The organism is Micromonospora sp. HM5-17, assembly GCF_003762835.1.
Classification (GTDB): Bacteria; Actinomycetota; Actinomycetes; order Mycobacteriales; family Micromonosporaceae; genus Plantactinospora.
On record NZ_RJWA01000009.1, the window covers coordinates 15,234 to 42,203 of the forward strand.

The following is a 26,970-nucleotide window of genomic DNA, read 5'->3' on the forward strand; positions in this document are numbered from 1 at the left end:
CTCCCCGAGCACCGCCAAACCCGCGCCGCACTTCCGCGTCCGTCAACAGGCCTCGGAGCCCACGGAGCCGCTGGATGCCCGTTCGCCCCTGGTCATTGCCATCACGGAGGCGAGAGTCATCCCGCGGTCTTCACCGCGCGAGCCATCGACGAACCACGGCGATGTCCGTCGCCGTGAGACCGACGTACGGGTCGACGCGGTGCAGCAGAGCCCGCTCCGAATAGTGGGCCGCGATCCACGCGCGGTCATTGTCGGTGATTTCGTCGTCCAGCCACACGAACGGAGACCCTGCCGCCCAACGGGCGAGAGACCGTGTCTTCCAGTGCACGCCCGGTGGCGGCTCGTCGTCCGAATCAGGCCACTCGACAACCGGAAGCTGTGGGAGCCCGAGCCGTGGCGAGATGATCTCGTTGGCGTCTGCCATCCAGGCCGTCGCCCAGACCAACTGGCAATCCAGCGCCAACAGCATCCGCCCGTCCTCCCGACGGAGCCTGTCCAGAAGCGGATTCCTCTCATCCGCCGGTAACCGGGAAGAGGAGGGGCGTTCCGGGTCAGCCGGGCGGGCAGCGAACGGGATCAGCGGTCCGTCCACATCGAGGAACACCAGCGGCCGCCGGGCGAGCCCTGCACCCATGGCGCGAATCTACCGTCGCCACGCCACCGTACGGCGTGACGGATGGGTTCGGCAGGGGCGCGAGCTGACGCCGGCCGTTGATGTGGATGGCCTCGAGGGACACCGACCCGACCGTACGGGCATAATCAGGTCAGCCCGGCCATGATCATACATATGCATATAGAGATCAGATGCTACGCTTCGGGTTCGTGTGCTGGGGAGCCGGCCGGTGAGCATGGCCGAGATCGCCGCCGGGCTACGTGCCGTCCTGGATCCGACAGGCTGGACGGGATCTGCCCAAACGACCGGACGATCAAGGTCCGACCCACGGCCAGGCGTTCGACTCTTTGGGGCCCCTTTGTCGGCCGAGCCTTGGAGGAGTGGACGCAACATCGCATCCACCAGCGACCTGCGTCCGATTCCCGGGTTAAAAGGATTTCCGTGGACGCTCACCGATCATGTGGAAGCACGAGTTGCCCAAGAGATGCGTCGGCCCGGTGCCCCGCGGGAGGTAAGTCTGGTGGTCAACAAAGAGCCCTGCACGGACGACCCATATGGCTGTGATCGGGTGCTGCGACATATCATCCCGGCGGGTTCGCGTCTCATGGTTTACGTGCGAGATCCAAACACCCCTGATGGTGTTCGACCGGTCGGCGAGTACGGGGAACCGGGAAGGGAATCGCGCATTGACCTACATCGTCGCATGGGGTCGGGGTAACCGGCGGCCCAGCTCCACAGTCGCGGAATTGGACGCTGCTCTTGATGAGGCCGCCGCGTCCAATGTTCCGCAGGTCGTCGGGATCTACCCGCCGGAGTACCTGGCTGGTGACGCATCTCCGTGGGACGGGCCGCTGCCGCCCGCGCTGCAGATCGGCGTCGGCCATCCAGACCGGTCGTTCGTGCTTTGGCTCGGTCCCGAGGGTGGGGTCGAGGTTGAGGCGGGCGCTCCGCCGTGGCCCAGCGGGGCACCGGACATCGCGTTCGGCTACGGCGGTGACGCCGTCTTTGCCGGCCCGGCCCGAGCCCGGGTCACGCCGGCCACCGCCCGGCAGGCCGCTCGCGAGTTCGTCCGTACCGGCCAACGACCAACCTGCGTGCAGTGGGCAAGTGAGCAGTAGATGAGGTCGGGGTGGCGCTGCGAAGGGGAGCCATCCTGGCTGCGGCCGGGTGATGTGCATCCACCGGCCAGCAGCCGCGACAGGCCCGAGGGGCATCACGCCGACCGCCGTCACCGCTTCCAGGCCGGGCGGGTGGCGAATCAGGCCTGCTTGGTGTGATTGACGAAGGTGCGCCACGCCTGTGGCGCGAAGGTGAGGATGGGTCCGGTTCGGTCCTTGCTGTCCCGGACCAGGATGCGGCCGGGGAGGTTGTCGGCCACCTCGACGCAGTTCCCACCCTGTCCGTTGCTGCGGGAGGACTTCCGCCAACGCGGTGCGTTGCTCGATTCCATGGTTCCGCTCCCTCCGTGCGGTGTGCGGGGTGGATCTAGGTGGACGGTGCCGGGCGAGAGCGACGGGCGGGGAAGCCCCGGCCGCGTCGCCAGCGAACCACTGACCTTCACGGTAAGGCCAGCGCCTAATGACGGGCGCCCAGGACGCCGTCGACCAGTTTGGTGAGTACGGCGTCCAGGCGGTCGGCTGCCGAGCGGTCGAACTCAGGACGCGACAGGTCCACCGGTTTGCCACGACAGAGTGCCGTCAACGGTGTGGTCGGCGGAGCGGCCAGGAGGTCGGCCAGCCGGGCGGCGGTGGCGTCCACCGAGGCGCCGAAGATTTTCGCCGCCGCGCCCACCAGTGCGCGCTGGGGCTGCCGGAAGTGCCGATGCAACCCGCTGTCGACGAACAGCGGATTGTAGAGGATGTACCGGATCCGAGTGTCCGGATCGCGGTTCGCGAAGAGCACCCCGAGCAGGTCGTTGGCTCGGGCCCCCTGCATGGTGGCCCGGAAGAGGGTGTATCCCCGGGTGAGCTGCAGATCGTCCCAGTGGAGCCGGCCGGCCCGGATCCCGCCGGTACCGCTGAGATTGAGTACTACCGGCGTCGCGGCCCGCTCCAGCGACCCGCGCAGCCGCTCCGCGAGCAGGTAGCGGCTCAGCACATATATGGCGAAGGTCTGCTCGAAGCCCTCGGCGGTCTCGACTCGTCGGGAGTTGAAACGGCCGGCGGCCAGCACCAGGACGTCGATCCGGTCCGGCAGGCGGGTGGCGAGTTCGGCGGTCTGCCGGACCGAGGTCAGGTTGGCATCGGCGCTGCCGATCGCGATCACACGGTCTCCCGCCGCACGCAGCCGGGCGGCAAGGGCACCACCAATTCCGCGCGTACCACCCGCGATGACCACTGTACGCATACTGTGATCCTGCGCATTCGCTGAGTCCCGTCGAAAGAAGGCACATTGATGTCACCGGTACTCCCGTTGCCCATCACGCCGGCCGACCGTTCGGCATGCGAGGCGACCGAGGTGCTGCGCCGGGTGGGTGAGAAGTGGAGCGTGCTCGTCCTCGCCGTGTTGCGTGAGGGGCCGTACGGCTTCAACGAGCTGGATCGCGCGATTCAGGGGCTCAGCCGGCGCATCCTCACCCGTACGCTGCGGACGCTCGAAGGTGATGGGCTGGTGAGCCGTCGGGTGACGCCGGAACGCGTCGAGTACGCGCTGACCGATCTGGGACGCTCGCTGCTTCCGCTGATCATCGCGATCGGCGAGTGGGCGATCGAGCATGCGCCCGAGATTCGTCAGGCGCGGGCGCGAATGTCCGCCCAACGGCGGGCCCACCCGGCTGGCCGACCGGCGGGCGCGCCCTGACCCAATGGCCGGCACCGAGCCGTACCTGACCCACCGTCCACGATGGTGCGGACCACCGTGGTGGTGCGGCCCGTTCAGCCCGGGGTAGGCACCCACCGACGCCGGCACCACGACCACGCTGACGTTCGCCGGGCACACGCCTGCACGATCGCGTGCAGTTGGTCGGCCATCACCTTCGCACCACCCACCGGGCGGCGTAGCACCGCCTCGTCGATGACCGCGAAGAGCCGACACTGGTCCTGCTCCCGGCGCAGAATCTCGGCCCGGGCGAGCCGCTCGGCGACGGTCTGCTCCAGATCCGGCACCCGGGTGCCGGCGTCCCGGAGGATGGCTTGGGCGTAGTCCTCGGTCTGCAGCAGGCCGGGAACCACCGTGAGCTGGAAGCTCCGAACCATCGCGGCGTGCTGCTCGTGGTCCAGCCATGGCCGAAACCAGGCGGTGTCCGGGGCGTACGCCCGCGCCTCGGCCGCGGACTCCTGGAACGTATCGCCGGCATCGAAGATGACGTCGAGCTGTCGAGCCGGCCCGGGCGACGACTCCGCGGGCCCGCCGCCTTGGTAGCACGGTCCGCGACCGACCGCGCGGCGCTAGCCGACTCCGCCGCCGGAACACCCACTCCCCTGGGGCGGGGCCGGGATCGGCCGCCCTACTGCCAGGTGGCGGTCTCCGGGTCGATGCCGTGGGCCCGGGCGCTGGCGTCGATGATCTTCCGAAACCACGTGGCGAGGCCGGCGCGGATGCCGTTGTAGTAGGCGGCGAACTCCGGATCGGTCTCGTACCTGCGGCCGATACAGACCTGCATCTGCCGGGTCAGGGGAAAGTACGAGGAAAAGACCGCACGGTGCCGCTCGACGAGTGCGTTCGCCTCCGGGCTCCCGGGTGTGACGCCGGCGTCCATCGCCTCGGCGAGGGCACGCTCAACATCGGTCATCGCGTCGGCGATGGCCTGCCATTCCTGTGGGCCGCGCGAGGCGGCGCGTTCGGCGTACTGCCGCCACTGCGGCGTGTCGCCGTAGCGTTGACGGGCCTGGACGGGCCAGCTCGGGTCCCACTGCGGGCCGAAGATCGCGGCCTGCTGCTCGGCGGTCAGCAGCAGGCCGCGCTCGTGAGCGTCGATCATCCGGTCCAGCCCGGCCATCAGCTGCTGGAGACGATTGATCCGTTCGGCGAGCTGGGCACGCTGCGCGCGCAGTGCGCCCGGCACGTCCGCGGCCGGGTCGTCCAGGATGGCGCGAATCTGGTCGAGACCGAGGCCGATCTCCCGGTAGACGATGATGCGGTGCAGGCGTTTTAGATCCCTGGCGGTGTAGCGCCGGTATCCGGCGGTCGTACGCAGCGACGGTCGCGCCAGACCGATCTCGTCCCAGTGGTGCAACGCACGGACCGTCACGCCCAGACGCGTCGCGACCTGACCGACGGTCAGGCCATCGGCGTCAGCGGCATCAGGCACGCTCCGTATTGTTACCGGAAGCGGAGGCCGGTGGAGCGATCCCGACGGACGCGAGGTTGCGCGCCTCCTCACTGTCTGGGTCAAAAGGCCTCGCCGCGGTGAGAATGACCCGAGCGTTCTCCGGCGTGATCACCTCCACGTCGCGGGTGTTCCAGGGGGTGTCCCGTGGGCCGTCCACCGAGTCCGGGCGCAGCGCGCGGCACGCCTCGACAATGGAGTCGATCTGGTTGAGCACGCACGCGAAACTGACGCTCATCGCCGGCGCCTGCTCCGGAACGCTCGCCGCCGAGACGAGGAGGACGTCCTGGAACGCCCACCGGCGCAGATGCACGAGCCGGCCGGGAATGCTGAACAGATTGATGAAGCCGAGCCCGCGAACCCAGAATTCCTCCGACGCCGCGAAGTCGTTCGTGGGAATCGTCACGAACGCGGGCATCGCGTAAATGCCCCGGAACGGCTCCGGCGCAACCGCATCCGGGCCGTGCGGCACCGGGCTGATCTCGAACGCGTCGTAGTAGTCGCTCATGCGCCCACCCTCGACCCTCACGCAACGTGAGAGTCAAGTCCAGTGCGCGACATCACCCCATCCCGACGCCGTGACCGCCGTCGGCCGCGCGAGAGCCCGCGCCGCGTAACGCGAGCGCCGGAGCCGGGCGGCGCTAGAGCCGGGCCAGCGCCGCCTTGAGCGGGTCGAGGCCGAGCGAGCCGAGGTCCAGCGCCGCCCGGTGGAACTCCTTGAGGTCGAAGTCGGCGCCCTTGCGGGCCTTGGCGTCCTCGCGGGCCTGCATCCAGATCCGCTCCCCGACCTTGTACGACGGAGCCTGCCCCGGCCAGCCCAGGTAACGGTTCAGCTCGAAGCGTAGGTTCTCGTCCGGGATCCGGCAGTGCGCCCGGAGGAACTCCCAGCCCAGCTCGGGAGTCCAGCGCTCGCCCGGGTGGAAGCCGAACGGATTGTCGCGGGGGATCTCCAGCTCCAGGTGCATGCCGATGTCGACGATCACCCGCGCGGCCCGGAACGCCTGCCCGTCGAGCATGCCGAGCTTGTCGCCCGGGTCCTCCAGGTAGCCGAGCTCGTCCATCAGGCGTTCCGCGTACAGGGCCCAGCCCTCGCCGTGCCCGGAGACCCAGCAGAGCAGCCGCTGCCAGCGGTTGAGCAGGTCGGCCCGGACCTGCGTCTGGGCCACCTGGAGGTGATGTCCAGGGACGCCCTCGTGGTAGACCGTCGTCACCTCGCGCCAGGTGGAGAACGAGGTGATCCCCTGCGGCACCGCCCACCACATCCGGCCCGGCCGGGAGAAGTCCTCGCTCGGGCCGGTGTAGTAGATCCCGCCGTCGCTGGTCGGGGCGAGACAGCACTCGATGCGGCGTACCTGCTCGGGAATGTCGAAGTGGGTGCCGTGCAGGTCGGCGAGGGCCTTGTCGGCCAGCGCCTGCATCCAGTCGCGGAACGCCTCCTTGCCCTGGATCTGCCGGGCCGGGTCCGCGTCGAGCTTCGCGACGGCCTCGTCGACGGTGGCGCCCGGGCCGGCGATCAGCGCGGCCACCTCCCGCATCTCGGCCTCCAGACGGGCCAGCTCCGCGAACCCCCAGGCGTACGTCTCCGTCAGGTCGATCTGCGAGCCGAGGAAGTACCGCGAGGCGAGCTGGTAGCGCTCCAGCCCGGCGGCCTGCGTCGCCCGGCCCCGCGGGGCGAGTTCGTCACGGAGGAACCGGCCGAACTCGGCGGTCGCCGCGGTCGCCGCGGCGGCCCCCCGCTGCAGGTCCGCGGTGAGGGCGGCGTCGGCGGTGAGGCCCGCAACGAGGTTGTGGAAGAAGTTGTCCCCCTTGGGGTCGGTCCAGACCTCGCACTGCTTGGCGACCTCGATGATCTGGGCGCGGGAGCTCACGTGCCCGGCGTCGGCCGCGGTGACCAGCGTCGTCGTGTACGCCCGCAGCGCGTCGGCGAACTGGTTCAGCCGGGCGGCGATGTTGTGCACCGCCTCCTCGCCCTCGGTCGGCATGAGATCGAAGGTCTCTCGCAGCTCGTGCAGCCCGCTGACGATGACGTTCAGCTCGCTCGTCGTCTCGCCGGCCTCGTAGCGTTCCAGCTCCAGGCCGAGCCGCTCCTGCATCGCCTCCTTGGCGGTCCGCTCCGCCTCGGTCTCCGGCTCGATGGCGTCGAGCGCGGCGAGGGTCCGCCGGTCCAGTTCGGCGCGGGCGGCGAAGCCGTCTGGGGAGAAGTCTCCGAGCTGGTCGTCGTATCCCTTGATCCCTGCGTATGTCGCGCCGGTCGGGTTCAGTCGGGCCCAGTCGTCGACGTAACGGTCAGCCAGCTCGTTGATGCGTCCCACGGCACCGACCCTACGTGATGACCGCCCGACCCCTCATCCCCGCCCGTCCCGGTGGGGCGGCGACCCCACCCCACGGACGCGCGGCCGTCGACCGCGGCCCGGCCGATGCGCGGCCCCGTGGCCCTCCGGCCTCGTGGCCGGACGGGCCGGTCACCGCGCCGCCGCCTGTCGCTCCGCCGCTCTGCGGAGCAGGCCGACCAGCTCGGTGACGAGAGCCGTCGGACGTCTGCGGTGCACGATGGAGATCTGGCGCGCCGGTGCGGGCCCGTCGAGACTCCGTACCCGGATCGCGGGATCGTCCGCCACGACCATGGCCGGCACCAGGGCGACCCCGAGGCCGACCCGGACCAGCGCGAGGGTGAGCGCGTAGTCGGCGGTCTCGTAACTGACCCGGGGCGTGAAGCCGGCCCGGGCCGTGACCGCTTCCAGGCAGACGCGGTTCGGCACCCCGAGCCCTCCGGAGATCCAGTGTTCGGTGGCCAGGTCGGCCAGCGCGATCCGGCCGGGGGCCCCGGCCAGGGGATGCGCCGCCGGAAGCACGATCTTCAACGGATCGGTGAGCAGCGGCCGGCGAACGAGACCCTGCGTGGGCACCGCGGCCACGCCGGGGTAGCGGTGGGTGATCAGCAGGTCAAGATCACCAGAGGTGACGAGCTCGTACCCGCGGGGCGGCTCCAGGTCGAGCACCGAGAGGTGGACGTCAGGGTGGCGGCCACGCAGCTCCGCCAGCGCCGCCGGCACCAGCGCCGCGCCGGCGGTGGCGAAGGTGCCGATGGCCAGCTGACGCGGCTCGGCCCCGACCGCCGACGCCGCCGCGACCTCGGCCTCCCGCAGCGCGCCCAGCACGCGTTCACCGTGCCGGACGAGGACGGCCCCGACCTGGGTCAGGCGTACCCCGGCGCCGCTGCGCTCGACCAGTCGCGCCCCGAGCTCCGCCTCGAGCTTGCTCAACTGCTGCGACACCGCGGACGGCGTGTACGACATCCGCCGCGCCGCCGCGGCGATGGAACCGGCGCGGGACACCTCGACCAGCACCCGCAGCCGCCCGACGTCCAGAGCCATTAAGCAATGCTAACGGAGCCTCATCAGACCGTACTGGCGCTGATGGCTCCACCGGCCGAGGATGAGGGCCATGACGACATCCACCGACACCGTCGACATCGCCGACGTGGCCCTGGCGGCCGAGGCCATCCGCCCCTACGTACGCCGGACGCCGCTGCTCGACGCCCGGGTCGACGGACGACGGGTGCTGCTCAAGCTCGAACAGTTGCAGCTCAGTGGCTCGTTCAAGCTGCGCGGCGCGCTCAACACCCTGCTCGGTGGGGCGCGTCCCGCGCACGTGGTCACCGCCTCCGGCGGCAACCACGGACTGGGCGTGGCCACGGCAGCCGCCCTGCTCGGCCTGCCCGCCACGGTCTTCGTGCCGACCTCGGTACCGGCCGGCAAGGCGCGGCGCATCGAGGCGACCGGCGCGCGGCTGGTCCGCCACGGCGCGACGTACGCCGAGGCCGCCGCGGCGGCGACGGAGGCCGCCCGGCTGGCGGGCCACCGGTACGTGCCGGCGTACGACGACCCCGCGGTGATCGCCGGCCAGGGCACCGTGGCCGCCGAGATCGTCGCGGACGTACCCGAGGTCGACGCGGTGGCGGTCGCGGTCGGCGGCGGCGGCCTGGCCGCGGGCACGGCGCTCGCCGTCGGCGGACGCACCACGGTCGCGGTCGAGCCGCAGGACTGCCGGTGCCTGGCCGACGCGCTGGCGGCGGGCCGGCCGGTCGACAGCCCGGTCCGCTCGGTCGCCGCCTCGGCCCTCGGCGCCACCCGGGTCGGCGACCTGCCGTTCGCGATCCTCCAGCGCCGCCCGGTCGAGTCGGTGCTGGTCAGCGACGCGGAGTTGCTCGCCGCCCGCGATCTGCTCTGGGAGGAGTTCCGGGTGGCGGCCGAACCCGGCGCCGCCGCCCCGTTCGCGGCGTGGATCGCCGGTCGGGTCCCCGGGCGACTCCCCGCCGTCGTCATCTGCGGCGCGAACACCGACTGGTTCCCCGATCCCGCGTAGCGGGGTCTGGCGGGGTGGATGTGGTGCTGGACACGACGTCGACACGTCGCGCGACATCGTCGTACGGCTGTTGCAAAGTGTCAGGAGTGACCACCGTCGCCACCCCTGACAACGCCCCGCTCCGATCCTGGCTGCCGGGCTTCTTCGTCCTCGCCGCCATCTGGGGTTCGAGCTTCCTCTTCATCAAGCTCGGGGTCACGGAGATGCACCCCCTCTACGTCGCCCTCGGCCGGGTCGCCACCGGCGCGCTGACCCTGCTCGTGGTGCTCGCGGTGCTCCGTGACCGACTGCCCCGGGATTCCCGGCTCTGGCTGCACACCACGGTCTTCGCGGCGCTCGGGGTCGCGCTACCGTTCACCCTCTTCGGCTACGGGGAGCAGCGGGTCTCGTCGGTGCTCGCCGGCATCTGGAACGCGACCACCCCGCTGATCGTGCTGCCGTTGGCCGTGCTGGTGTTCCGGACCGAGCGGATGACCCTGCGCCGCGGCGTCGGCCTCGCGATCGGCTTCGTCGGCGTGCTGGTCGTGCTCGGCGTGTGGCGGGGCCTCGGCGGCGTCGAGCTGACCGGCCAGCTCATGTGCTTCGGCGCGTCGGCCTGCTACGGCGTGGCGATCCCGTACCAGAAGCGGTTCATCGCGGGTGGGACCGAGTCCGGGGTGGCGCTCTCCGCCGCCCAACTGCTGATGGCGACGCTGCAACTCGCGGTCGTCGCGCCGCTGGTCGCGGGGGCGCCACCCGCCCCGACCGGGCTCTCGGCCAAGGCGGTCGCCGGCGTACTGGCGCTGGGCGCGCTCGGCACCGGGCTGGCCTTCGTGATCAACATGCGCAACATCCGGCTCGCCGGCGCGAGCGCGGCCTCCACCGTCACGTACGTCATCCCGGTCTTCGCGGTGCTGATCGGGGTCGTCGCGCTCCGCGAGCACCTGGCCTGGTACCAACCGGTGGGGGCGGCGATCGTGCTGGCCGGGGTGGCGGTGTCCCAGGGCCTGCTCGGCCGTCGCCGGCGGCGGGCCGCCGGGGAACCCGCCCCGCAGGTCGTGCGGGCGGCCTGAACCGCCGCCGGGGACCGGCCCCCGCCACGGTCAGCGGGCCGAGGACCGTGTCGCCGCGATCACATGGTGCGTCGGGTCAGTGCGATCCGGTCCAGTCGAGAAGCCGGTCGACCGGCCAGGTGTTGACGACCCGGTCGACCGGAACGCCGCACCGCGCCGCCCGGTCGCAGCCGTACCGCTGCCAGTCGAGCTGACCCGGCGCGTGCGCGTCGGTGTCGATCGCGAAGAGGCAGCCGGTCTCCACGGCGAGCCGGATCAGCCGCTTCGGCGGGTCCTGGCGCTCCGGCCGGGAGTTGATCTCCACCGCCTTGCCGTGCTCGGCGCAGGCCGCGAAGACCGCCTCGGCGTCGAAGTCGCTCTCCGGCCGGGTCCGGGCCCGGTGACCCCGGTCGCCCGCCCCGGTCACACCGGGCGGCCGGGTCGCGACCATCCGGCCCGTGCAGTGCCCGAGGATGTCCAGGTGCGGATTGGCGATCGCGGTCACCATCCGCCGGGTCATCCGACGCCGCTCGTCGCGCAGGTTGCTGTGGACCGAGCCGACCACCACGTCGAGCCGGGCCAGCAACTCCTCGTCCTGGTCCAGCGAGCCGTCCTCCAGGATGTCCACCTCGATCCCGGTGAGGATCCGGAACCCCTCCGGCAGCGCCTCGTTGAGCGCCGCGACGTGGTCGAGCTGCCGGCGGAGCCGGGCCGCGGTCAGTCCCCGGGCGACCGTCAGTCGGGGCGAGTGGTCGGTCAGCGCGAGGTACTCGTGACCCAGCTCGGCCGCGGCGAGCGCCATCTCCTCGATCGGCGAGCCGCCGTCCGACCAGTTCGAGTGGGTGTGGCAGTCGCCCCGCAGCGCCGCGCGCAGCGCCGCGGCGGCCTCGTCCAGGTCAATTCCCTCGGTCGCCAGCAGCCGGCGCAGGTAGACCGGCTCCTCACCACGGAGCGACTCGGTCACGGTCCGGGCCGTGACGTCGCCGACGCCGGCCAGCTCGGTCAGGGTGCCGGCCTCCGCCCGGGCGGCCACCTCGGCGGCGGGAAGTCCGGCCAGGGTCGCGGCCGCCGCGCGGAACGCCCGGACCCGGTACGTCGCCTCGTTGGCACGTTCCAGCAGGAAGGCGATCCGGCGCAGGTCGGCGACGGGGTCCCGGGCGGTCACAAGGAGACACGGTAGTCACCGCCCTCCGGTCGTGCAGCCGTACGCGGAACCGGTCGGACGGCTGAGCGGGATCTGTCCGTAAGTGGTTTGCCGATCGAAGGTCACCGTCATACCGTCCCTGGGCCGCCCTCCGCATCGGGGCGCGGATCGAGATCCGTGGGAGGACGAACACATGGTCGCGACCGTCCGCGCCCTGGCGTCGGTGGTGATGCTCATCGGGTTCTACGTCGTCGCGCTGGTGCAGTTGGTCGCCGCCCTGCTGCTGGCGGTCTGGCTCAGCTCGGTGATCCCCGGGTTGCTGGCCGCGAAGCTCGCCCTTCCACTCATCGCCGCCTCGGCCGGGGCCGTGCTGGTCGCGCTCTGGAAGGCGATCCGCACGAAGCCGCAGCCGCTGCACGGGCTGCCGCTCGGCCCCGACCAGGCCCCGGAGCTGTGGGGCACGGTGCGGGAGCTGGCGGACGTCGTCGGCACCCGGGTGCCGGACGAGATCCGGCTGGTCCCCGAGATCAACGCGGCGGTGACCGAGGACACCCGGCTGCTCGGCCTGATCGGCGGCCGCCGGATCCTCTACATCGGACTTCCGCTGCTCCAGGCGATGACGGTCGACCAGCTCCGGTCGGTGCTCGCGCACGAGCTGGGCCACTACTCCGGCCGGCACACCCGGCTCGGCGGGGTGGCGTACCGGGGGCGGCTGGCGATCGGCGGCGCCATCGGCCGGATCGGTCCCCGCAACCCGGTCGGCTGGGTCTTCCGCGGCTACGCGCGGCTCTACCTGCTGGTCGACCACGCCGCGTCCCGACGGCAGGAGCTGGAGGCCGACCGGGCATCGGTGCAGGTCGCCGGCCGGACCGCCGCCATCTCCGCACTGCGTGAGCTGCCGGTCCTCGGCGCCGCCTGGGCCTTCTTTCACGACCGCTACGTCCGGCCGGGCTGGGAGGCCGGGTACGTCCCCGTCGACCTCTTCGGGGGCTTCGCCGAGCTGCTCGCCGCCCGGACGGACGAACTCGCCGAGCTGCGGGCGACCGAGCCGGACGACACCGGGTCCCGCTGGGACACCCACCCGCCGATCTCGCAGCGGATCGCGGCGATGGCGGCGATGCCCGACAACCCGGGCGTCGCGGACGGCCGGCCGGCGCGGCTCCTCCTGGCCGACCCGGGCGCCGTCTCCCGGCGCCTTCAGGAGCTGGTGGTCGACGCCGGCGACCGTACGCCGCTGCCGTGGCCCGAGTTCACCGCCGCGATGGTCGCCGCCGTGGTGCAGCGGGAGGCCGACGCCGTCTACCGGGCCCTCGGCCGGTTCACCGGGGTGGCCGAGCCCAACCTTCCGGCCCTGCTCCGGCTGGTCGAGGAGCACCGGCTCCCCGAGTTCGCGATGAGCCTCTTCCCCGACGCGACCCGGCAGGAGGCGGTGGGTAGGTTCGCGTCGCTGATGGAGCGGCTGCTGGAGGGGGCGGCGGTGGCCTCCGGGGCGGCCCGGTGGCGGCACTCGTGGTCCGAGCCGGCCCGGCTGACCGGGCGGGACGGCGAACCGCTGGAGCTCGGGCCGATCGCCCAGCTGGCCGTGACCCCGCAGACCCTGCCCGAGGCGGTCAAACGACTGACCGCGCTCGGCATCGACCCCGCCCAGGGGACGGTGGTGCAGCGGCGGGTCACCGCGAACGGCGCCCGGCTGCTGGGCGGACTGGCGAACGTCAAGGTGGACGGCGTGGAGCACGACGTACTGGTGCTCGACCGTGGACTCATCCTCGTCGGCAACCCGGGCAAGTCGGACAAGGGGGCCAAGCGGCTGGAGGAGCTGGTCACCTCGGCCCCGCTCGCCGAGCTGGCTGACCGGCACCGGTTCCTGCCCTTCGAGGAGTTCGCCGAGACGACGGTGCAGAAGCGGGTGCCGCTGAAGGCGGAGATCGCCCTGCACGACGGCAGCCGGCTCACCCTGCACGAGCAGTGGGCGAGCGAACTGCTGGAGAAGAGGAGCCGGGACGCCCTGCTGGCGGCGCTGGGGTCGGACGATTGACCGACGCCGCCCGGCGGGCGCGGGTCACCCGGGCGGAACCGGCCGCACCGCGGTGACCGTACGCCGGTCGGCGGCGACCCGGGTCACCCAGCCGCCGACCCGGCCCAGGGCCAGCAGCTCATCGGCCCGGGCCGGCAGCGTCACCGGGGTGCCGGCCCGGGGCGGCCAGGCACGGCGGGCCGCCGAGCCCGGCGCCAGCCAGGCCCGCAGCGCCTCGATCGGCTCTGGGGCGTCGAGCGCGGCGCGGGCCTGACCGAGCGCGGCGAGGAGCGCGTCCAGGGCCGGACCGACCGCGGCGGCGTTGCCGCCACACATCGCCGCGATGAGCTCCGGCCGGGTCGCCGCCACTCGGGTGCCGTCCCGGAACGACCCGGCGGCGAGGGTGCCGGCGAGCGGATTGTCGGCGGCGACGGCGGCCACCGCGGTCGCGAGCAGGTGCGGAACGTGGCTGACCGCCGCCACCGCCCGGTCGTGCTCGGTGGCGGTCGTCGGCACCACCCGGGCGTGCAGGCCGGTGACCAGCGCGGCCAGCTCCAGCCAGTCCGACACCGAGGTCACCCCCTCCTCAAGGCAGAGCACCCAGGCGCATCCGGTGAAGAGGTTGGCGTCGGCGGCGCCGAACCCGGAGGTCTCCCGGCCGGCCATCGGATGGCCGCCGACGAAGCGGGCGGGACGGCCGGGGGCGGCGCGTAGCTCCCGTTCGACCAGAGCCCGGACCGGCTCCTTGACCGACGTGACGTCGGTGAGCAGGCCGGTGTAGCCGGCGTCGCGGACCTCGGCCAGCACCCCGGCCACCGCCGGGAGCGGAACCGCCACCACCACCAGGTCGGCCCGGGCCACCGCGTCGCCGACCGTCTGGGCCACGTGCCAGCGCTGACCCGGCGGGGCCTGCGCGGCGGCGGTCCGGGCGGTGGCCCGGGTGGCCGGATCGGCGTCGTAGCCGAGCAGGTGGTGCCCGGTGGCGGCGAGGGCACGCAGCACCGAGCCGCCGATGAGACCGAGTCCGATCACCGCGACGTTCACGTCGGTGACTCTCGCACACCCCTGCCGGTCACGGCTCGCGCGGGCAGCCGTGCTTCCGGTGCCAGGCCCGGACCGTGGCGGCCGGCGAGGTGTGTCGCCCCTTCCGCCACGCGTCAAGGAACGTGGCCGGCCAGACGACCCCGCGCCGGATCCACCAGTCACCCGTACGGTGGCACGGGGGCGAGATGCCGAAGTGCAGGTGGCAGACGTTGTTGGCGTTGCCGGTCTTGCCGACCGTGCCGAGCTGCTGGCCGACCCGGACCCGAACGCCGGGGTCGATGCCGCTGGCGACGGTGTTCAGGTGGGAGCCGTAGTACCGCACCCCGTCGTCGCCGAGCAGCGACACGGATTTGCCGCCGTTGTTCGGTCCCTGCGGGCCGGACTTGCGGTAGGTGTCGACCCGGCTCACCTCGAGGATCCGGCCCGACGTCACCGCGACGACCGGAGAGCCGCAGGCGGCGAAGAGGTCGGTCGCCGGGTAGCCCGAGTGCGTCGGGTGGTAGCCGACGTTGCCGGTCCGGACCGGGAAGGCGTACCGGTGGGTGTCGGGCGTCCGCGAGGGCGAACCGCTCGGGTCGGCCGAGCCGTCCGGCGTCGGGGCCGGCGGGGATGCCGGGCTGCCGGCGGCGGTCGTGGCCACGGCGGGGTCGGGCCCCTCGAACCGCGGACCCTCGGGCTGCCGCCGCGCATCGGCGCACCCGGCGACGAGCGCTGCCACCAGCAGGGCCGCGACCGGTGACGACCCGCGCCGCACCCGGTGCCGCGGGTTTCCTCCCCAGAACATCCCGCCATAGTGGCAGATCGGGCCGTACCCGGTCGGCCCGTCCCGCGCGGCCTGGATTGGCCACGCCCCGTCCGGCCCGGTCCCGGCCGGCGGGTCGACACGGTCCGGGCGGGACGGGGCGGGTGGGGCGTCCGGCCCGGTAGGCTCCTGGCGAAGCGGCCCGTCGGGCGACGGTGGCCAACGGATGGCGTGGGCGGCGCGTCACGGACGCCAGGACGCGCGGGGAGGAGTCGCGGATGTCACCACAGCCGGCGTACCCGACGCCTCACCCCGGCACGCCGCCGCCCGGATTCCCGCCGCCGCGGGCCGCGGGGGCCTGGCGTCGGCCGGGGTCGACGTACGGCCCGTCCGGTCTCTTCCCGTCCGGACCGCCACCGAGGCCCGCACGGCCGACCTACCGGGAGCCCCATCCCGTACGGCTCGGCGCGGTCGCCGCGGGCGCGGGCGGAGCGCTGCTCTGGCTGCTGACCTTCGGCCTCCTCGCCCATGACCTGCGCGGCTACCTGTGGTGGACCCTGCTCGCCGGCACGGTGGCCTGGCTGGTCGCCCTGGTCCTGACCTGGCGCGGCGACCGGGGCGTCGCGGTGGGCGTCGCCACGGTCGTCGCGGTGGGCTGGACCGTCGCGGCGATCCTGCTGGCGTTGCGCTGGCGCTCGTCCGGCGACTGGCCCCTGTGGTAGGAACGCCAACTGTCCGAAATCGGTCAGATCACGTTCGCGCGTGGGCGTTGGGTGAGTGCTCGACCGCACATCGCAACCGGCCTTGACGAACCGCCCGGGACTCGGCACTCTCGGCGTTATGGCCTGGACACAACATCGGCTCGACCCCGAGCGCAGCCGCCGCCGGTTGCAGCTCCTCGCCGAGCTCGCCGGGGCGAAGTCGGTGCGTGAGCGGGAGCATCCGCGGCGGGTCCGCGTGGACCGGCTGCGGGAGTTGATTGCCACCCGCCGCCGGCTGGCGAACTGACCGGGTAGCAGCTACCCGCGGGATTCCCGCCACCTCCTTCGGGGCGTTGCGTGGGCCGAGGTCGAGGCGACCGGATACCGTCACGCGTAACAGAGGGTCGACGGTGCGAAAACGAGTCGGCTGTGATGTGCGGCTGGTGGCCGCGGGGTAATTGGGGGGACCGTGTCGTACTTCGCTGCGGCCGTGGTGCGCCGCGCGTCCGACTGGACCGCGGCAGAGGTCGATCTCAACGGCGCCCGCGACATCGACGAGGTGGCGGACCTGCTCCGGGACGTCGACCCGGACGCGGAGATCTCGCTGCTCTTCGTCGAGTCCGATGACGCGTACCTGGCCATCATGCGTCTGGACGAGGGGGAGGATCTGCGGATCTTCGGCTCCGACTCCGCCTTCGCCGAGGAGTCGCGGCTCGGCGAACTGCTGGTCGGCGACCTGAAGGCGCCGGCCCTGGCGATCGACGAGATGATCGGGACGGGGGACGGTGCCGCCGACGAGGAGGAGCCGGCGATCGACCCCGACACCGATCCGGTGGGGGACGCCGATATCCTGGCCGACCTCGGCATCCCCGCCCGTCGGCTGCTCGCGCTCTGCTCGCGCGAGGGGATGATGCCGGCCGACGTCACCGCCGAGGTGTGCCAGGTGCTGGGCTGCGCCAACGAGGTCGAGGAACTCCGCGAGGCGTGACGGGCCGGCGGCAGCGGCACGAGGCGTGGATGCGGCGGGCCCTGGAGGTTTCCGCCACCGTGCCGGCCGGCCCGCCCGGTACGGCCGGCGAGGCGCACCCGGCGAGGCCGAGGACGACGGCGGCGGAGCCGGGCCGGGTGGTCGGTCCGCCGGACGGGGCCGCGGCCGGCCGTCGCGAGATGGCGGGCGAAGAGGGCGGCCCGCGGCAGACGGCGGCCCGGCTCGAACGTGTAGCGGCCGAGGACGTCCCGGTCGGGGCCGTGGTCTACGGCCCGGACGGGACGGAACTCGCCACCGCCCGCAACGAGCGGGAACTCCGCGGGGACCCGACGGCCCACGCCGAGATCCTGGCGCTGCGCCGGGCCGCCTCGGTGGTGGGCGAGTGGCGGCTGACCGGCTGCACCCTGGTCGTGACCCTGGAGCCGTGCACCATGTGCGCCGGAGCGGTGGTGCTCGCCCGGATCTCGACCCTGGTCTTCGGCGCCTGGGAGCCGAAGACCGGCGCGGTCGGGTCGCTGTGGGACGTGGTACGCGACCCTCGGCTCAACCACCGTCCCGAGGTGTACGGCGGGGTGCTGGAGGACGAGTGCGCCGCCGCCCTCCGGGCCTTCTTCCGCTGACCGCCAACCGGCCCAGACCGTCCCCGTGTCGTGGTTGTCCACATGGGTTGTGGATAACTTTCGTGGCTGTGGACAACTCCACGGCGGTGTCCCAGCCGTCCGACCTAGCCCACCCCGACCGTCGCGCCGGGACTCGACCGCGGAACGGCCGGTCCGGTCTCCGGTCGGCCCGTGACGCCCGGCCCGCTGCCCGGTCGGGCCGCGACGGCCGATGCGCTGTCGGGTCGGGCCGCGACGGCCGGCAGCTCCACCGTCACCGCCAGGCCGCCACCCTCCCGGGGCTCGGCCCGCACCGCGCCGCCGTGGGCGGTGGCGACCGCCCGTACGATCGACAACCCGAGGCCGAAGCCGCGCTCGCCGGCGACCCGGTCCCGCCGGAGCCGGCGGAACGGCTGGAACAGCGTCTCGACCTCGTACCCCGGCACCACCGGCCCCGTGTTGATCACCGTCAGCCGGGCCCAGCCGTCCACGGTGTCGGTGTCGATCCAGACCTCGCCGCCGCTCGGGAGGTTGTGCCGGACCGCGTTCTCCACCAGGTTCTGGGTCAACCGCTCGAGCAGGACCGGGTCACCCGCGGTCGGTGCCGGTGCCAACCGCCGGTGGATCGGCAGGTTCGAGGTGCCGGCGGCCTGGTCGGCCACGTACGCGGCGACCTCGGCGAGGTCGATCCGGGTACGGTCGACGACCCGCTGTTCCGAGTCGGCGAGGGTGAGCAGCCCGTCGATGAGCCGTTCGTGACGTTCGTTGATCGCCAGCAGCGTCTCGCCGAGCTGACGCAACTCGGCCGGGGCGTCCGGGCGGGTGATCGCGAGCTCCAGGAGTGACCGGTTCAGCGCCAGCGGCGTACGCAGCTCGTGCGACGCGTTGGCGACGAACCGCCGCTGCCCGTCGAAGGACCGGTCCAGCCGCTCCAGCATCAGGTCGAAGGTGTCGGCCAGCTCCTTGACCTCGTCCCGGGGACCCTGGAGGGCGATCCGCTCGTGCAGCCCGTACCCGACACCCCCGGCCCCGGCGATCCGCCGCGCGGTGCCGGTGATCTGGTGGAGCGGCTGGAGCGCCCGGCCGGCGATCAGCCAGCTGAAGGCGACGGCGGTCACCGACACCACGGCCAGGGCGATCCCGCCCTGGGTGAGGAGCGATTCCAGGGCGTTCTGTCGGGCCTCGTCCTGGACCTGCCTGGCGTAGACCCGCAGCCGTTCGGCGTCGTCCGCGGTGAGGAACTGGTTGACCTGCACGTCGGGCACCTGCGACCTCAGCTCGCTCACCTTGACGCCGAACGCGGTCGACATCCGCTGCTCGACCAGCACGTACGTCACGCCGAGCAGGACCATCCCGGCGAGCAGCAGGAGCCCGCCGTAGACGAATGTCAGGCGGGCCCGGATCGTCAGCCTCTTCATCGGATCTGATACCCCACTCCCGGCACCGTCTCCACGACCTGCGGGTCGCCGAGCTTGCGGCGCAGCTTCATCACGGTCACCCGGACCACGTTCGTGAACGGGTCGATGTGTTCGTCCCAGGCCCGCTCCAGCAGTTCCTCGGCGGAGACCACCGCTCCGCCGGCCCGCATCAGCTCGGCCAGCACCGCGAACTCCTTGCGGGAGAGCGCGATGTACCGGCCGTCGCGGTAGACCTCGTGCCGGGCCGGGTCGAGCACGATGCCGGCCCGGGTCAGCTTCGGCGGCGTCGCCGGCCGGGCCCGGCGGAGCAGGGCGTGGACCCGGGCGGAGAGCTCCACCAGCGCGAACGGCTTGCTCAGGTAGTCGTCGGCGCCGAGGGCCAGTCCGGCGACCCGGTCCCGGACCGCGGCGGCGGCGGTGAGCATGAGGACCCGGGTCTCGCCTCCGGCGTCGACGATCGCCCGGCACACGTCGTCGCCGTGCACCACCGGCAGGTCCCGGTCGAGCACCACCACGTCGTAGTCGTTGACGCCGAGGCGCTCCAGGGCGGCGTCGCCGTCGTACGCAACATCCACCGCGAACGCCTCCCGTCGCAACCACTCGGCGACCGCGTCCGCCAGCAGTTTCTCGTCCTCGACCACCAGCACCCGCATGTCCCCCATGGTGCATCGCCCGCCGATAACACCTCCGTAAACGGCCAGCACAGCCCGGCTGGCGAGCCAGCGAGGCCGAGGAGGACCGGCGCGGGACCGCGAGCCGGGCTGGCGAGGCCGAGGAGCACGGGCGGGGCCGCGGCCGCCAGGGGCCGGATAACCGCGGCATAAACGTTCGCGGTTACGCCCCGGATACGGCCGCTGGTTTCGACTTGCCCGTATCGGCCGGCGATCGGCGCCGGCCGACGGAAGGAGTGGTGACATGCGCCGACGATTCGGCAGCCTGCTGGCGCTCCCTCTGCTCCTCGGTCCGGTGCTCGCCGGCTGCGCCGGCTCCGAGCAGAGACCCGGGGTCGCCACCGCCGGAGGTGGCGCGGCCGCCTCGCCCACGGTGAGCGCGGCGGCGGTCAGCGACGAGGACCGGCAGCGGGAGTTCGCCCGATGCATGCGGGAGAACGGGGTCGACATGCCCGACCCGGAACCGGGCGGGGTGCGGATCCGGCTCGGTAGGGACATCGACCCGGAGAAGGCGCGGGCGGCCATGGAGAAGTGCCGCCACCTGCTGCCCAACGGCGGCGAGAGGCTGAAGCTGGGCCCGGAGCAGATCGAGCAGTTGCGCGAGATGGCGGCGTGCATGCGGGAGAACGGGGTGCCCGGCTTCCCGGACCCCGGCGCCGACGGCAGCCTGGACCTCAAGGCGGCCGACCTGAAACTGGACGACCCGACGGTGCAGGCCGCGCTGGAGAAGTGCCGCAGGAACGGGCCGGTGGTGTTCAGGGGCGGTGGCAGGTGACGGCCGGAGACACCATGGCAACCGACGGTTCGGCGCCGGCCCGGGCGACCGGAGTGACGACGGACGCTGCCGAGATCCCCGGCCGGTCGGAGGCGGCCGCGCCGGTCGGTACCGACCCGGTCCGCCGTCGCCGCCGGCGGGGCCGTACCCGGATGGTGGCCGTCGCGACCACCGCCGTCCTGGCGGCGGGGGCGGCCGGGGCCGCGGCCGTCATCGGGTTCGGCGGCGACAACGGGGGTACGGCGACCGCGAGTCCCCTACCTCCGGCGACGGCCCAGATCACCCGCCAGACCCTGGTCGACGTCGAGAGCGTCGACGGGGAACTCGGGTTCGGCGAGACCCATACCACCGTGGCGCGGGTGGCCGGGACCGTCACCGCGCTGGCCGACACCGGCAGCCGGGTCAGCCGGGGCAAGCCGTTGTACGCGATCGACGACAACCCGGTCGTGCTCCTGTACGGCAGCCTGCCGGCGTACCGGACGCTGCGGCCGGGCGTCACCGGCAACGACGTCAAGCAGTTCGAGCGCAACCTCGCCAAGCTCGGGTACGACGGCTTCACCGTCGACGACGAGTACACCTCGGCCACGGCCGAGGCGGTCGAGGAGTGGCAGGAGGACCTCGGCCTTGCCGAGACCGGCCGGGTGGAACTGGGCCAGGTCGTCTACGCCCCCGGGGAGATCCGGGTGGAGAGCCACGAGACGGCGGTCGGCGACGTCGTCCAGCCGGGCGGCGCGGTGCTGAGCTACACCGGGACGGAACGGCTGGTGACCGTCTCGCTGGACGTGGACGACCAGCGGTTGGCGAAGAAGGGCGCCGCGGTGACGATCACCCTGCCGGACGGCAGGGACGTCGCCGGAAAGATCGAACGCCTGGAGACGGTGATCGAGACCGGGGCCGGAGGCAACGGCCAGGACGAGCCGGAAACCGTGATCGAGGTGACGATCGCGGCCCGCGACCCGAAGGAGCTGGCCGGCTTCGACCAGGCCTCGGTCGACGTGACCTTCACCGCCGCCGAGCGGAAGGACGTGCTCACCGTCCCGGTCGCCGCGCTGCTCGCCCTCGCCGAGGGCGGGTACGGCGTCGAACTGGTGGAGGGGAACACGACCCGGATCGTGGCGGTGCGGACCGGGCTGTTCGCCTCGGGCCGGGTGGAGATCTCCGGCGACGGGCTGGTCGAGGGGGCGACCGTGGGGATGCCGACATGAGCGGGGAGACGGTCGGCGCGGACCGGGTCGGAGGCGACGAGATCGTCGTCCTCGACGGGGTGACCAAGGTCTACCCGGGCGGGGTGACCGCCCTCGCCGGGGTCTCGCTGACGATCCGGACGGGTGAGCTGGTGGCGATCGTCGGAGCCTCCGGTTCCGGGAAGTCTACGCTGCTGCACCTGATCGGCACCCTCGACCGGCCGTCGAGCGGTCGGGTGCACGTCGCCGGGTACGACGTGGCGAGGCTCACCGACCGTCAGTTGTCCGCGCTCAGGGCCTCGCGGATCGGCTTCGTGTTCCAGCAGTTCCACCTCGCCCCCGGAGTACCGGTGCTGGACAACGTGGCGGACGGGCTGCTCTACACGGGCGTACCGCTGCGGCAGCGGAGGCGGCGGGCGGAGGCCGCGCTGGTCCGGGTTGGCCTGGGGCACCGGCTCGACCACCGGCCGCACGAACTCTCCGGCGGGGAGCGGCAGCGGGTGGCGGTCGCCCGGGCCGTGGTCGGGAATCCGCCGCTGCTGCTGGCCGACGAGCCGACCGGCAACCTCGACTCCACCTCCGGGGCGGGAGTCCTGGCACTGTTGCGCGAGCTGCACGCGGCCGGCACCACGGTCGTGGTGATCACCCACGATCGGGAGATCGCGGCGAGCCTACCCCGTCAGATCCAGGTCCGCGACGGCCTGGTGGTGGCGGACAGCGCGGCCGGGCCTGCGGCGCCGGGCAGCCCGGGGACCGGCGCCACGGTGCCGTCCGGCGGGCTGGCGGCCGTCGGACCGGTCGGGAGGGGACGCTGATGGCCGGGCAGGAGCGGCCCCGACTCGTGCCGGCCCGGCTCCGTCCCCGGGACGTGGTACGGGTCGGCGGGGTCGGGCTTCGGACCCGGCCACTGCGGGCCTTCCTGTCGGCGCTCGGCATCGCCATCGGCATCGCCGCGATGGTCTCGGTGGTCGGCATCTCCTCCTCGTCCCGGGCCGAGCTGGACCGGATGCTCGACGCGCTCGGCACCAACCTGCTGACGGTCGCCCCGGGCAACACGCTGATGGGCGACGCCGCGCAGCTGCCGAAGGAGTCGGTGGCGATGATCGGCCGGATCGGCCCGGTCGAGCAGGTCTCGGCCACCGGGCTCGTCGCGGACGCGAAGGTGTACCGCACCGATCGGATCCCGGCGGCGGAGAGCGGCGGGATCGGGGTCCGGGCCGCCCGGCTCGACCTGCTGGAGACCGTCGGGGCCACCATCGCCCACGGCACCTGGCTGAACGAGGCCACCGCGCGCTACCCGGCGGTGGTGCTCGGCGCCACCGCGGCCAAACGGCTCGGGATCGGTGCGCCCGGGCCGGACGTACAGGTCTACCTCGGCGGACGGTGGTTCACCGTGATCGGCATTCTGGCCCCGGCGCCGCTCGCGCCGGAGCTGGACCTCTCCGCACTGATCGGCTGGGAGGCGGGGCAGACGTACCTCGACTTTGACGGCCACCCGACCACCGTCTACACCCGGTCGGCGGAGTACGCGGTCCAGGCGGTCCAGGCGGTTCTGGGCGCCACCGCCAACCCGGAGGCGCCGAACGAGGTCCAGGTGTCCCGGCCCTCGGATGCCCTCGCCGCACAGCAGGCGACGGACGAGGCGTTCACCGGGCTGCTGCTCGGGCTCGGCGCGGTCGCGCTGCTGGTCGGTGGGGTCGGGGTGGCGAACACCATGGTTATCTCGGTGTTGGAACGCCGGGCCGAGATCGGCCTGCGGCGTTCGCTCGGTGCCACCCGGGGCCAGGTACGCATCCAGTTCCTCGCCGAGTCGCTGCTGCTCTCGGCGCTCGGCGGCGTCGGCGGGGTGCTGATCGGGATCGGGGTGACCGCCGGGTACGCCCTCTCCCGGGACTGGCCGCCCGTGGTGCCGGGCTGGGCGATGGCTGGCGGGGTGGGCGCCACCCTGCTGATCGGTGCCTTCGCCGGCCTCTACCCGGCGATCCGGGCCGCCCGGCTCGCCCCGACCGAGGCACTGACCACGCCCTGACCGCACGCCGGCGCGACCGCTGATCCGCCGCGTCGCCCTGACCGGGCGGGCCCGCGTCGCCCCCCGACCGGTTTGGTCGGGGGGCGACCCGCGGACGGGTCGAGGCCGCCGCCCGGGATCGCACCGGTTCAGGCGGCCGGAACGACCTCGTTCAGGAGGCCGGCACGGCGTCGTTCTGGAGCCGGGAGCGGGTGACGACGTGGCCCGACGTCAGGCGACGATGGTGTCCAGGGCGATCTCGACCATCTGGCTGAAGGTCTGCTCCCGCTCCTGGGCGGTGGTCGCCTCGCCCCGCTTGATGTGGTCGCTGACCGTCAGCACGGTCAACGCCCGTGCCCGGAACCGTGCGGCGATCGTGTAGAGGGCCGCCGACTCCATCTCCACGGCCAGGATGCCGTAGTCGGCGAGGGTGTCGTACAGGTCGGGGCGGTCGGTGTAGAAGGCGTCGGCGGCCAGCACCGGGCCGACCCGCATCGCGATGCCGCGCCGGTCGGCCACCTCGACAGCGGTACGCAACAGCCCGAAGTCGGCGACCGGGGCGTAGTCGACCAGCCCGGCGAACCGGACCCGGTTCATGTTCGAGTCGGTCGAGGCGCCGTTCGCGGCGATCACGTCCCGGAGCTGGAGGTCGTCACTGAGCGCCCCGCACGAGCCGACCCGGATCAGCGACCGTACGCCGTAGTCGTTGATCAGCTCGTGGACGTAGATCGAGGCGGACGGCATCCCCATCCCGGAGCCCTGGACCGAGACCTCGATGCCGTTCCATCGGCCGGTGAAGCCGAGCATCCCGCGGACCGTCGAGTAGCAGGTGGCGTCCTCGAGGTACGTCTCCGCAATCCACTTGGCCCGCAGGGGGTCACCCGGCATCAGGACCCGTTCGGCGATCTCGCCAGGCTTGGCGCCGATGTGCGTACTCATGGGGCGTGATCCTGCCACGCCGCCCCGGCGGATACCGCCGCGACGTACCCCGGCGGCGTCGGGTACCCTTCTCGGCGGTGGTGTGTCCGAGCGGCCTAAGGAGCACGCCTCGAAAGCGTGTGAGGGTTTACGCCCTCCGCGGGTTCAAATCCCGCCGCCACCGCTGCTGAACAGGCAAAACGCCCGGCGGGTCGGAGACGATCCCACCGGGCGTTTTGCGTGTGGTCTCAGTGTTGGTCTCATTCGGTCTCTGGCTTACCGAAGCTGACCACCGGCGCTCTCGTCGGGACAACCCGCCTCCTGCGGCCTCACCCCTGCTGGGCGAGCCGGACTCGCCATCGGCCGGGCGACGATTCCCATGGTGACCGGGGTACGTGGTTCGCCGACACGTACGAAGGCCGAGGTGGAAGGAGCGTCCCGATGACCCGGCCGATCAGCACCGAGCGGCGCGTCGAGAACTACCGGAAGCAGACCCGGCGTCCGTCCCTGACGCCGCGACAGCGTCGCCGGGTGGACAAGAAGGAGGGCGTGATCCGTAACCGGCGACCGGCGCGGTCGTAGTCGGGGCGCCGGGACCGCCGGTCGGGGCAGTGCCCCGCCGGTCAGTGGAGGTCGGGGATCGGGTCGTCGTAGTGGCCGGGTCGGCCGGCGTAGAGCTCGCCGTCGCGCAGCGGCCAAGCGTTCGGGGTGCAGCCGTGCAGCCCGAGTGTCTGCTGCTGCATGACGGGTGCGGCGCTGCCCCGGCCCGGGCATAGTTCGTGGCCGTGGCCGAGCCGGTGTCCGACCTCATGGTTGATCACGTACTGCCGGTAGACGGCCAGCGGGGCACCGTAGTGCGGGACGCCGTGCGCCCAGCGTGCCACGTTGACCACCACATGGGCGCCGTTGCGGCAGGAGGTGTAGCGGTCGTACCCGTCGGCGCAGAGCTCGTCGCGGGTCGCGGGGGTGGCGAGGTAGATGGTGAAGTCGGCCTCCTCCTTCGGGCCGACCCGCTGTAGCCGCCACTCGCCGCTCCCGGTCCAACTCCGCGGGTCGCCGAGCGTCGTGACCACGGCGTCCGCGAAGTCGTCCGGACCGATCCCGGTGATGCCGTTCTCGACCGCGATCCGGAACCGGAGCAACTGCCCCGCCTCACCGAGGACGGGACTGCGTCCGGCGGCGGTACGCCAGGTCTGCGGTCCGGCCTCCGGGTACCGGATCGGGGGCGGCGGCGTGGGCCGGGGCGGTCCGGTCGGCGAAGGGCCGGGCGTGGACGGTGCCGGCGGCGGTGGCGCCGGCAGCTGCCCAGCGGCGAGGCCATGCCGTCCGGGGTGGGGCTCGCCGACCGCCTCGACGACGCCGAACCCCCCGACCACCAACCCGGCCATCGCGAGGACCAGCGCGAGCAGCAGGAGCCGGCGCCCGCGCGGAGGCGGTGGGCTCCCGGCGTGGCGAGCGGGCATGGCGACTCCTCCCAGTACGGCCACGGCCGCACTCTCCCGGGGCCGGGTTTCCGGCTCTGACCATAGCCAGCGGTCCGATCCGTCCTGACCAACGGGTTGTTGGCTGTCGCCGTCATCGATGTGGTGGACTACGCCCGGCTGTCCCCGCAGACGACGCTAGTGCGAATCGTCCTCATCTTGTCGCCGTTGTGACCGGAATAGCCCGTACGGGTTCGTAAGGCCGGGCAGGCAGGCCAAACCGGCTGGCCGGTGACTCGGTCGGGCGGTGGCGGCTACGGGTCCCGCCGCCCGCGGACGCCGCGTCACAGGACGGGAAACGGACGTAACGACATTCGGTCCGGCGCCACCGAAAGAATGCGGGAGAATCCTCTGCTGGATTCGGTGCCGTGTGGTCAGGGGTCAGCAGGTGCCGAAACCCTCGTCAAACAGGCGCCGGACGTAGTCGGCGTATCCGGCGACGGTCTTGCGCACGGTGTGCCCGTCGTGCAGGAAGAGGTACGCCCGATCGCCGCGACGGGCCAGGAGGCCGTCGTACCGGTGGGTGCCCGGGGGAGCGGTCAGCGTGGACGCCTCCGGGTAGGCGGCCCGGACCCGATCGATCGGGGTGCCCGTGGTGATCCCCTCGGGCGTACGGACCGGCGGGCTGGCCCAGAGCAGCACGAGCCGGCGGTCGGCGAAGACCGCGCTGACGGTCGTCGGGTTGGTCAGGCTCGGTCCGCAGCCCAGATCCTGCCGGGGATCGAGCACTCCACGTCGTACCAGTTCCTGCTCGGTGTCGCCGAACTCGACATTGTGGACACCGTGCAGATGGAGGACGTCCGGCCCGTACCCGGTGGTCGTCGCCGGCTCGTCCCACACCGTCCGGTACGCGTGACAGACAGCGACGGCGCCCGCCACGAGCACCGCCACGATCCGTACGACCTTTTGTGCCTCCATGTCACCCTCCGGCGACAAAGAGTAGTTTACGCCCGATTAGGGCCTTTCGTCGGGTCCCCCGATTTCGCCGCCGACCCGCCCACGGCCCG

The 26,970-nt window shown here is 72.7% G+C and carries 30 protein-coding genes, 1 tRNA gene and 1 pseudogene; 16 read left to right on the forward strand and 16 right to left on the reverse strand.

What is annotated here, in order from left to right:
* Nucleotides 1-130: 130 nt before the first annotated feature.
* The gene (locus EF879_RS22155) at nucleotides 131-634 is read right to left on the reverse strand and encodes an HAD domain-containing protein (protein ID WP_123561725.1); all 504 of its coding nucleotides are present in this window, start codon (nucleotides 632-634) and stop codon (nucleotides 131-133) included.
* Nucleotides 635-873: 239 nt separating this feature from the next.
* Here EF879_RS22155 and EF879_RS22160 point away from each other — a divergent pair.
* Together EF879_RS22160 and EF879_RS22165 are read left to right on the forward strand one after the other, a co-directional pair.
* Nucleotides 874-1,303: pseudogene (locus EF879_RS22160) on the forward strand (DddA-like double-stranded DNA deaminase toxin); the annotation flags it as partial.
* Entirely contained in the window at nucleotides 1,300-1,731 is a 432-nt protein-coding gene (locus EF879_RS22165) for an Imm1 family immunity protein (protein WP_123561727.1), read from the forward strand. The pseudogene EF879_RS22160 and the gene EF879_RS22165, both read left to right, overlap by 4 nt.
* A gap of 140 nt (nucleotides 1,732-1,871) precedes the next feature.
* Here EF879_RS22165 and EF879_RS22170 read toward each other — a convergent pair whose 3' ends face one another.
* Nucleotides 1,872-2,063, reverse strand: a complete 192-nt coding sequence (locus EF879_RS22170; protein ID WP_123561729.1) for a DUF397 domain-containing protein — start codon at nucleotides 2,061-2,063, stop codon at nucleotides 1,872-1,874.
* A gap of 125 nt (nucleotides 2,064-2,188) precedes the next feature.
* Entirely contained in the window at nucleotides 2,189-2,959 is a 771-nt protein-coding gene (locus EF879_RS22175; protein WP_148086520.1) for a short-chain dehydrogenase, read from the reverse strand.
* Between the two features lie 48 nt (nucleotides 2,960-3,007).
* On the opposite strand from EF879_RS22175, the gene EF879_RS22180 reads away from it, so the two are divergent.
* The gene (locus EF879_RS22180) at nucleotides 3,008-3,412 is read left to right on the forward strand and encodes a helix-turn-helix domain-containing protein (protein WP_123561733.1); all 405 of its coding nucleotides are present in this window, start codon (nucleotides 3,008-3,010) and stop codon (nucleotides 3,410-3,412) included.
* A 74-nt stretch (nucleotides 3,413-3,486) separates the two neighbouring features.
* Here EF879_RS22180 and EF879_RS22185 read toward each other — a convergent pair whose 3' ends face one another.
* The 5 genes from EF879_RS22185 to EF879_RS22205 all read right to left on the reverse strand — a co-directional run bounded on the left by EF879_RS22185 (nucleotide 3,487) and on the right by EF879_RS22205 (nucleotide 8,254).
* On the reverse strand, nucleotides 3,487-3,915 hold the full coding sequence (locus tag EF879_RS22185; RefSeq protein WP_370375544.1) for a DUF5753 domain-containing protein: 429 nt from the start codon (nucleotides 3,913-3,915) through the stop codon (nucleotides 3,487-3,489).
* A 143-nt stretch (nucleotides 3,916-4,058) separates the two neighbouring features.
* Nucleotides 4,059-4,862: a MerR family transcriptional regulator gene (locus EF879_RS22190; protein WP_123561737.1), complete on the reverse strand. Its 804-nt coding sequence runs from the start codon at nucleotides 4,860-4,862 to the stop codon at nucleotides 4,059-4,061.
* The gene (locus EF879_RS22195; protein WP_123562014.1) at nucleotides 4,855-5,388 is read right to left on the reverse strand and encodes a VOC family protein; all 534 of its coding nucleotides are present in this window, start codon (nucleotides 5,386-5,388) and stop codon (nucleotides 4,855-4,857) included. Before EF879_RS22195 ends, EF879_RS22190 begins: the two co-directional genes overlap by 8 nt.
* Nucleotides 5,389-5,521: 133 nt before the next feature.
* A complete protein-coding gene (locus EF879_RS22200; RefSeq protein WP_123561739.1) occupies nucleotides 5,522-7,192 on the reverse strand; it encodes a DUF885 domain-containing protein in 1,671 nt (556 codons plus the stop codon).
* 150 nt (nucleotides 7,193-7,342) lie between these two features.
* Nucleotides 7,343-8,254 (reverse strand): LysR family transcriptional regulator, encoded by a 912-nt coding sequence (locus EF879_RS22205; protein WP_123561741.1) that lies wholly within the window; start codon nucleotides 8,252-8,254, stop codon nucleotides 7,343-7,345.
* Nucleotides 8,255-8,324: 70 nt separating this feature from the next.
* Here EF879_RS22205 and EF879_RS22210 point away from each other — a divergent pair, with 70 nt between their 5' ends.
* Together EF879_RS22210 and EF879_RS22215 are read left to right on the forward strand one after the other, a co-directional pair.
* On the forward strand, nucleotides 8,325-9,245 hold the full coding sequence (locus EF879_RS22210) for a serine/threonine dehydratase (protein WP_233604664.1): 921 nt from the start codon (nucleotides 8,325-8,327) through the stop codon (nucleotides 9,243-9,245).
* An 86-nt stretch (nucleotides 9,246-9,331) separates the two neighbouring features.
* Nucleotides 9,332-10,297, forward strand: coding sequence for a DMT family transporter (locus tag EF879_RS22215; protein WP_123561745.1), 966 nt, complete (start codon nucleotides 9,332-9,334; stop codon nucleotides 10,295-10,297).
* A 76-nt stretch (nucleotides 10,298-10,373) separates the two neighbouring features.
* Here the strand turns inward: EF879_RS22215 and EF879_RS22220 are convergent, their stop codons facing one another.
* Complete coding sequence (locus tag EF879_RS22220; RefSeq protein ID WP_123561747.1) at nucleotides 10,374-11,441, reverse strand: PHP domain-containing protein; 1,068 nt, start codon at nucleotides 11,439-11,441, stop codon at nucleotides 10,374-10,376.
* Nucleotides 11,442-11,613: 172 nt separating this feature from the next.
* Here EF879_RS22220 and EF879_RS28665 point away from each other — a divergent pair, with 172 nt between their 5' ends.
* On the forward strand, nucleotides 11,614-13,455 hold the full coding sequence (locus EF879_RS28665; RefSeq protein ID WP_123561749.1) for a M48 family metallopeptidase: 1,842 nt from the start codon (nucleotides 11,614-11,616) through the stop codon (nucleotides 13,453-13,455).
* 24 nt (nucleotides 13,456-13,479) lie between these two features.
* On the opposite strand, the gene EF879_RS22230 is transcribed toward EF879_RS28665, so the two are convergent.
* Nucleotides 13,480-14,478 (reverse strand): prephenate dehydrogenase/arogenate dehydrogenase family protein, encoded by a 999-nt coding sequence (locus EF879_RS22230; RefSeq protein ID WP_123561750.1) that lies wholly within the window; start codon nucleotides 14,476-14,478, stop codon nucleotides 13,480-13,482.
* A gap of 28 nt (nucleotides 14,479-14,506) precedes the next feature.
* Nucleotides 14,507-15,262 carry a M23 family metallopeptidase gene (locus tag EF879_RS22235; protein ID WP_123561752.1) on the reverse strand — a complete coding sequence of 252 codons (756 nt, stop codon included), beginning with the start codon at nucleotides 15,260-15,262 and terminating at the stop codon, nucleotides 14,507-14,509.
* Between the two features lie 236 nt (nucleotides 15,263-15,498).
* On the opposite strand from EF879_RS22235, the gene EF879_RS22240 reads away from it, so the two are divergent.
* From EF879_RS22240 to EF879_RS27780, 4 genes are all read left to right on the forward strand, one after another.
* Nucleotides 15,499-15,942, forward strand: a complete 444-nt coding sequence (locus EF879_RS22240) for a hypothetical protein (protein ID WP_233604665.1) — start codon at nucleotides 15,499-15,501, stop codon at nucleotides 15,940-15,942.
* A gap of 118 nt (nucleotides 15,943-16,060) precedes the next feature.
* Nucleotides 16,061-16,228: a hypothetical protein gene (locus EF879_RS27775; RefSeq protein WP_199736568.1), complete on the forward strand. Its 168-nt coding sequence runs from the start codon at nucleotides 16,061-16,063 to the stop codon at nucleotides 16,226-16,228.
* A gap of 162 nt (nucleotides 16,229-16,390) precedes the next feature.
* A complete protein-coding gene (locus tag EF879_RS22245; protein ID WP_123561754.1) occupies nucleotides 16,391-16,909 on the forward strand; it encodes a tRNA adenosine deaminase-associated protein in 519 nt (172 codons plus the stop codon).
* Nucleotides 16,910-16,938: 29 nt separating this feature from the next.
* Nucleotides 16,939-17,529, forward strand: a complete 591-nt coding sequence (locus EF879_RS27780; RefSeq protein WP_370375545.1) for a nucleoside deaminase — start codon at nucleotides 16,939-16,941, stop codon at nucleotides 17,527-17,529.
* A 104-nt stretch (nucleotides 17,530-17,633) separates the two neighbouring features.
* Here EF879_RS27780 and EF879_RS22255 read toward each other — a convergent pair whose 3' ends face one another.
* A complete protein-coding gene (locus tag EF879_RS22255; RefSeq protein WP_123561758.1) occupies nucleotides 17,634-18,926 on the reverse strand; it encodes a cell wall metabolism sensor histidine kinase WalK in 1,293 nt (430 codons plus the stop codon).
* Nucleotides 18,923-19,579 carry a response regulator transcription factor gene (locus tag EF879_RS22260; protein WP_199736569.1) on the reverse strand — a complete coding sequence of 219 codons (657 nt, stop codon included), beginning with the start codon at nucleotides 19,577-19,579 and terminating at the stop codon, nucleotides 18,923-18,925. Before EF879_RS22260 ends, EF879_RS22255 begins: the two co-directional genes overlap by 4 nt.
* A 262-nt stretch (nucleotides 19,580-19,841) precedes the next feature.
* Between EF879_RS22260 and EF879_RS22265 the strand changes: the two genes are divergently transcribed.
* From EF879_RS22265 to EF879_RS22280, 4 genes are all read left to right on the forward strand, one after another.
* On the forward strand, nucleotides 19,842-20,372 hold the full coding sequence (locus EF879_RS22265) for a hypothetical protein (RefSeq protein WP_123561760.1): 531 nt from the start codon (nucleotides 19,842-19,844) through the stop codon (nucleotides 20,370-20,372).
* Between the two features lie 152 nt (nucleotides 20,373-20,524).
* On the forward strand, nucleotides 20,525-21,577 hold the full coding sequence (locus tag EF879_RS22270) for an efflux RND transporter periplasmic adaptor subunit (RefSeq protein WP_199736578.1): 1,053 nt from the start codon (nucleotides 20,525-20,527) through the stop codon (nucleotides 21,575-21,577).
* Nucleotides 21,574-22,371, forward strand: coding sequence for an ABC transporter ATP-binding protein (locus EF879_RS22275; RefSeq protein WP_123561762.1), 798 nt, complete (start codon nucleotides 21,574-21,576; stop codon nucleotides 22,369-22,371). The genes EF879_RS22270 and EF879_RS22275 overlap by 4 nt, the downstream gene beginning before the upstream one ends.
* Nucleotides 22,371-23,585, forward strand: a complete 1,215-nt coding sequence (locus tag EF879_RS22280) for an ABC transporter permease (protein WP_123561764.1) — start codon at nucleotides 22,371-22,373, stop codon at nucleotides 23,583-23,585. The genes EF879_RS22275 and EF879_RS22280 overlap by 1 nt, the downstream gene beginning before the upstream one ends.
* A gap of 210 nt (nucleotides 23,586-23,795) precedes the next feature.
* Here the strand turns inward: EF879_RS22280 and deoD are convergent, their stop codons facing one another.
* Nucleotides 23,796-24,503 (reverse strand): purine-nucleoside phosphorylase, encoded by a 708-nt coding sequence (gene deoD, locus EF879_RS22285; protein WP_123561766.1) that lies wholly within the window; start codon nucleotides 24,501-24,503, stop codon nucleotides 23,796-23,798.
* Nucleotides 24,504-24,579: 76 nt separating this feature from the next.
* On the opposite strand from deoD, the gene EF879_RS22290 reads away from it, so the two are divergent.
* A tRNA-Ser gene (locus EF879_RS22290) sits at nucleotides 24,580-24,666 on the forward strand.
* 257 nt (nucleotides 24,667-24,923) lie between these two features.
* Nucleotides 24,924-25,064: a hypothetical protein gene (locus tag EF879_RS27340; RefSeq protein ID WP_158624252.1), complete on the forward strand. Its 141-nt coding sequence runs from the start codon at nucleotides 24,924-24,926 to the stop codon at nucleotides 25,062-25,064.
* 41 nt (nucleotides 25,065-25,105) lie between these two features.
* On the opposite strand, the gene EF879_RS22295 is transcribed toward EF879_RS27340, so the two are convergent.
* Complete coding sequence (locus EF879_RS22295) at nucleotides 25,106-25,945, reverse strand: DUF3152 domain-containing protein (RefSeq protein ID WP_233604666.1); 840 nt, start codon at nucleotides 25,943-25,945, stop codon at nucleotides 25,106-25,108.
* 399 nt (nucleotides 25,946-26,344) lie between these two features.
* Nucleotides 26,345-26,881, reverse strand: a complete 537-nt coding sequence (locus tag EF879_RS22300) for a hypothetical protein (protein WP_123561768.1) — start codon at nucleotides 26,879-26,881, stop codon at nucleotides 26,345-26,347.
* Between the last annotated feature and the right edge of the window lie 89 nt (nucleotides 26,882-26,970).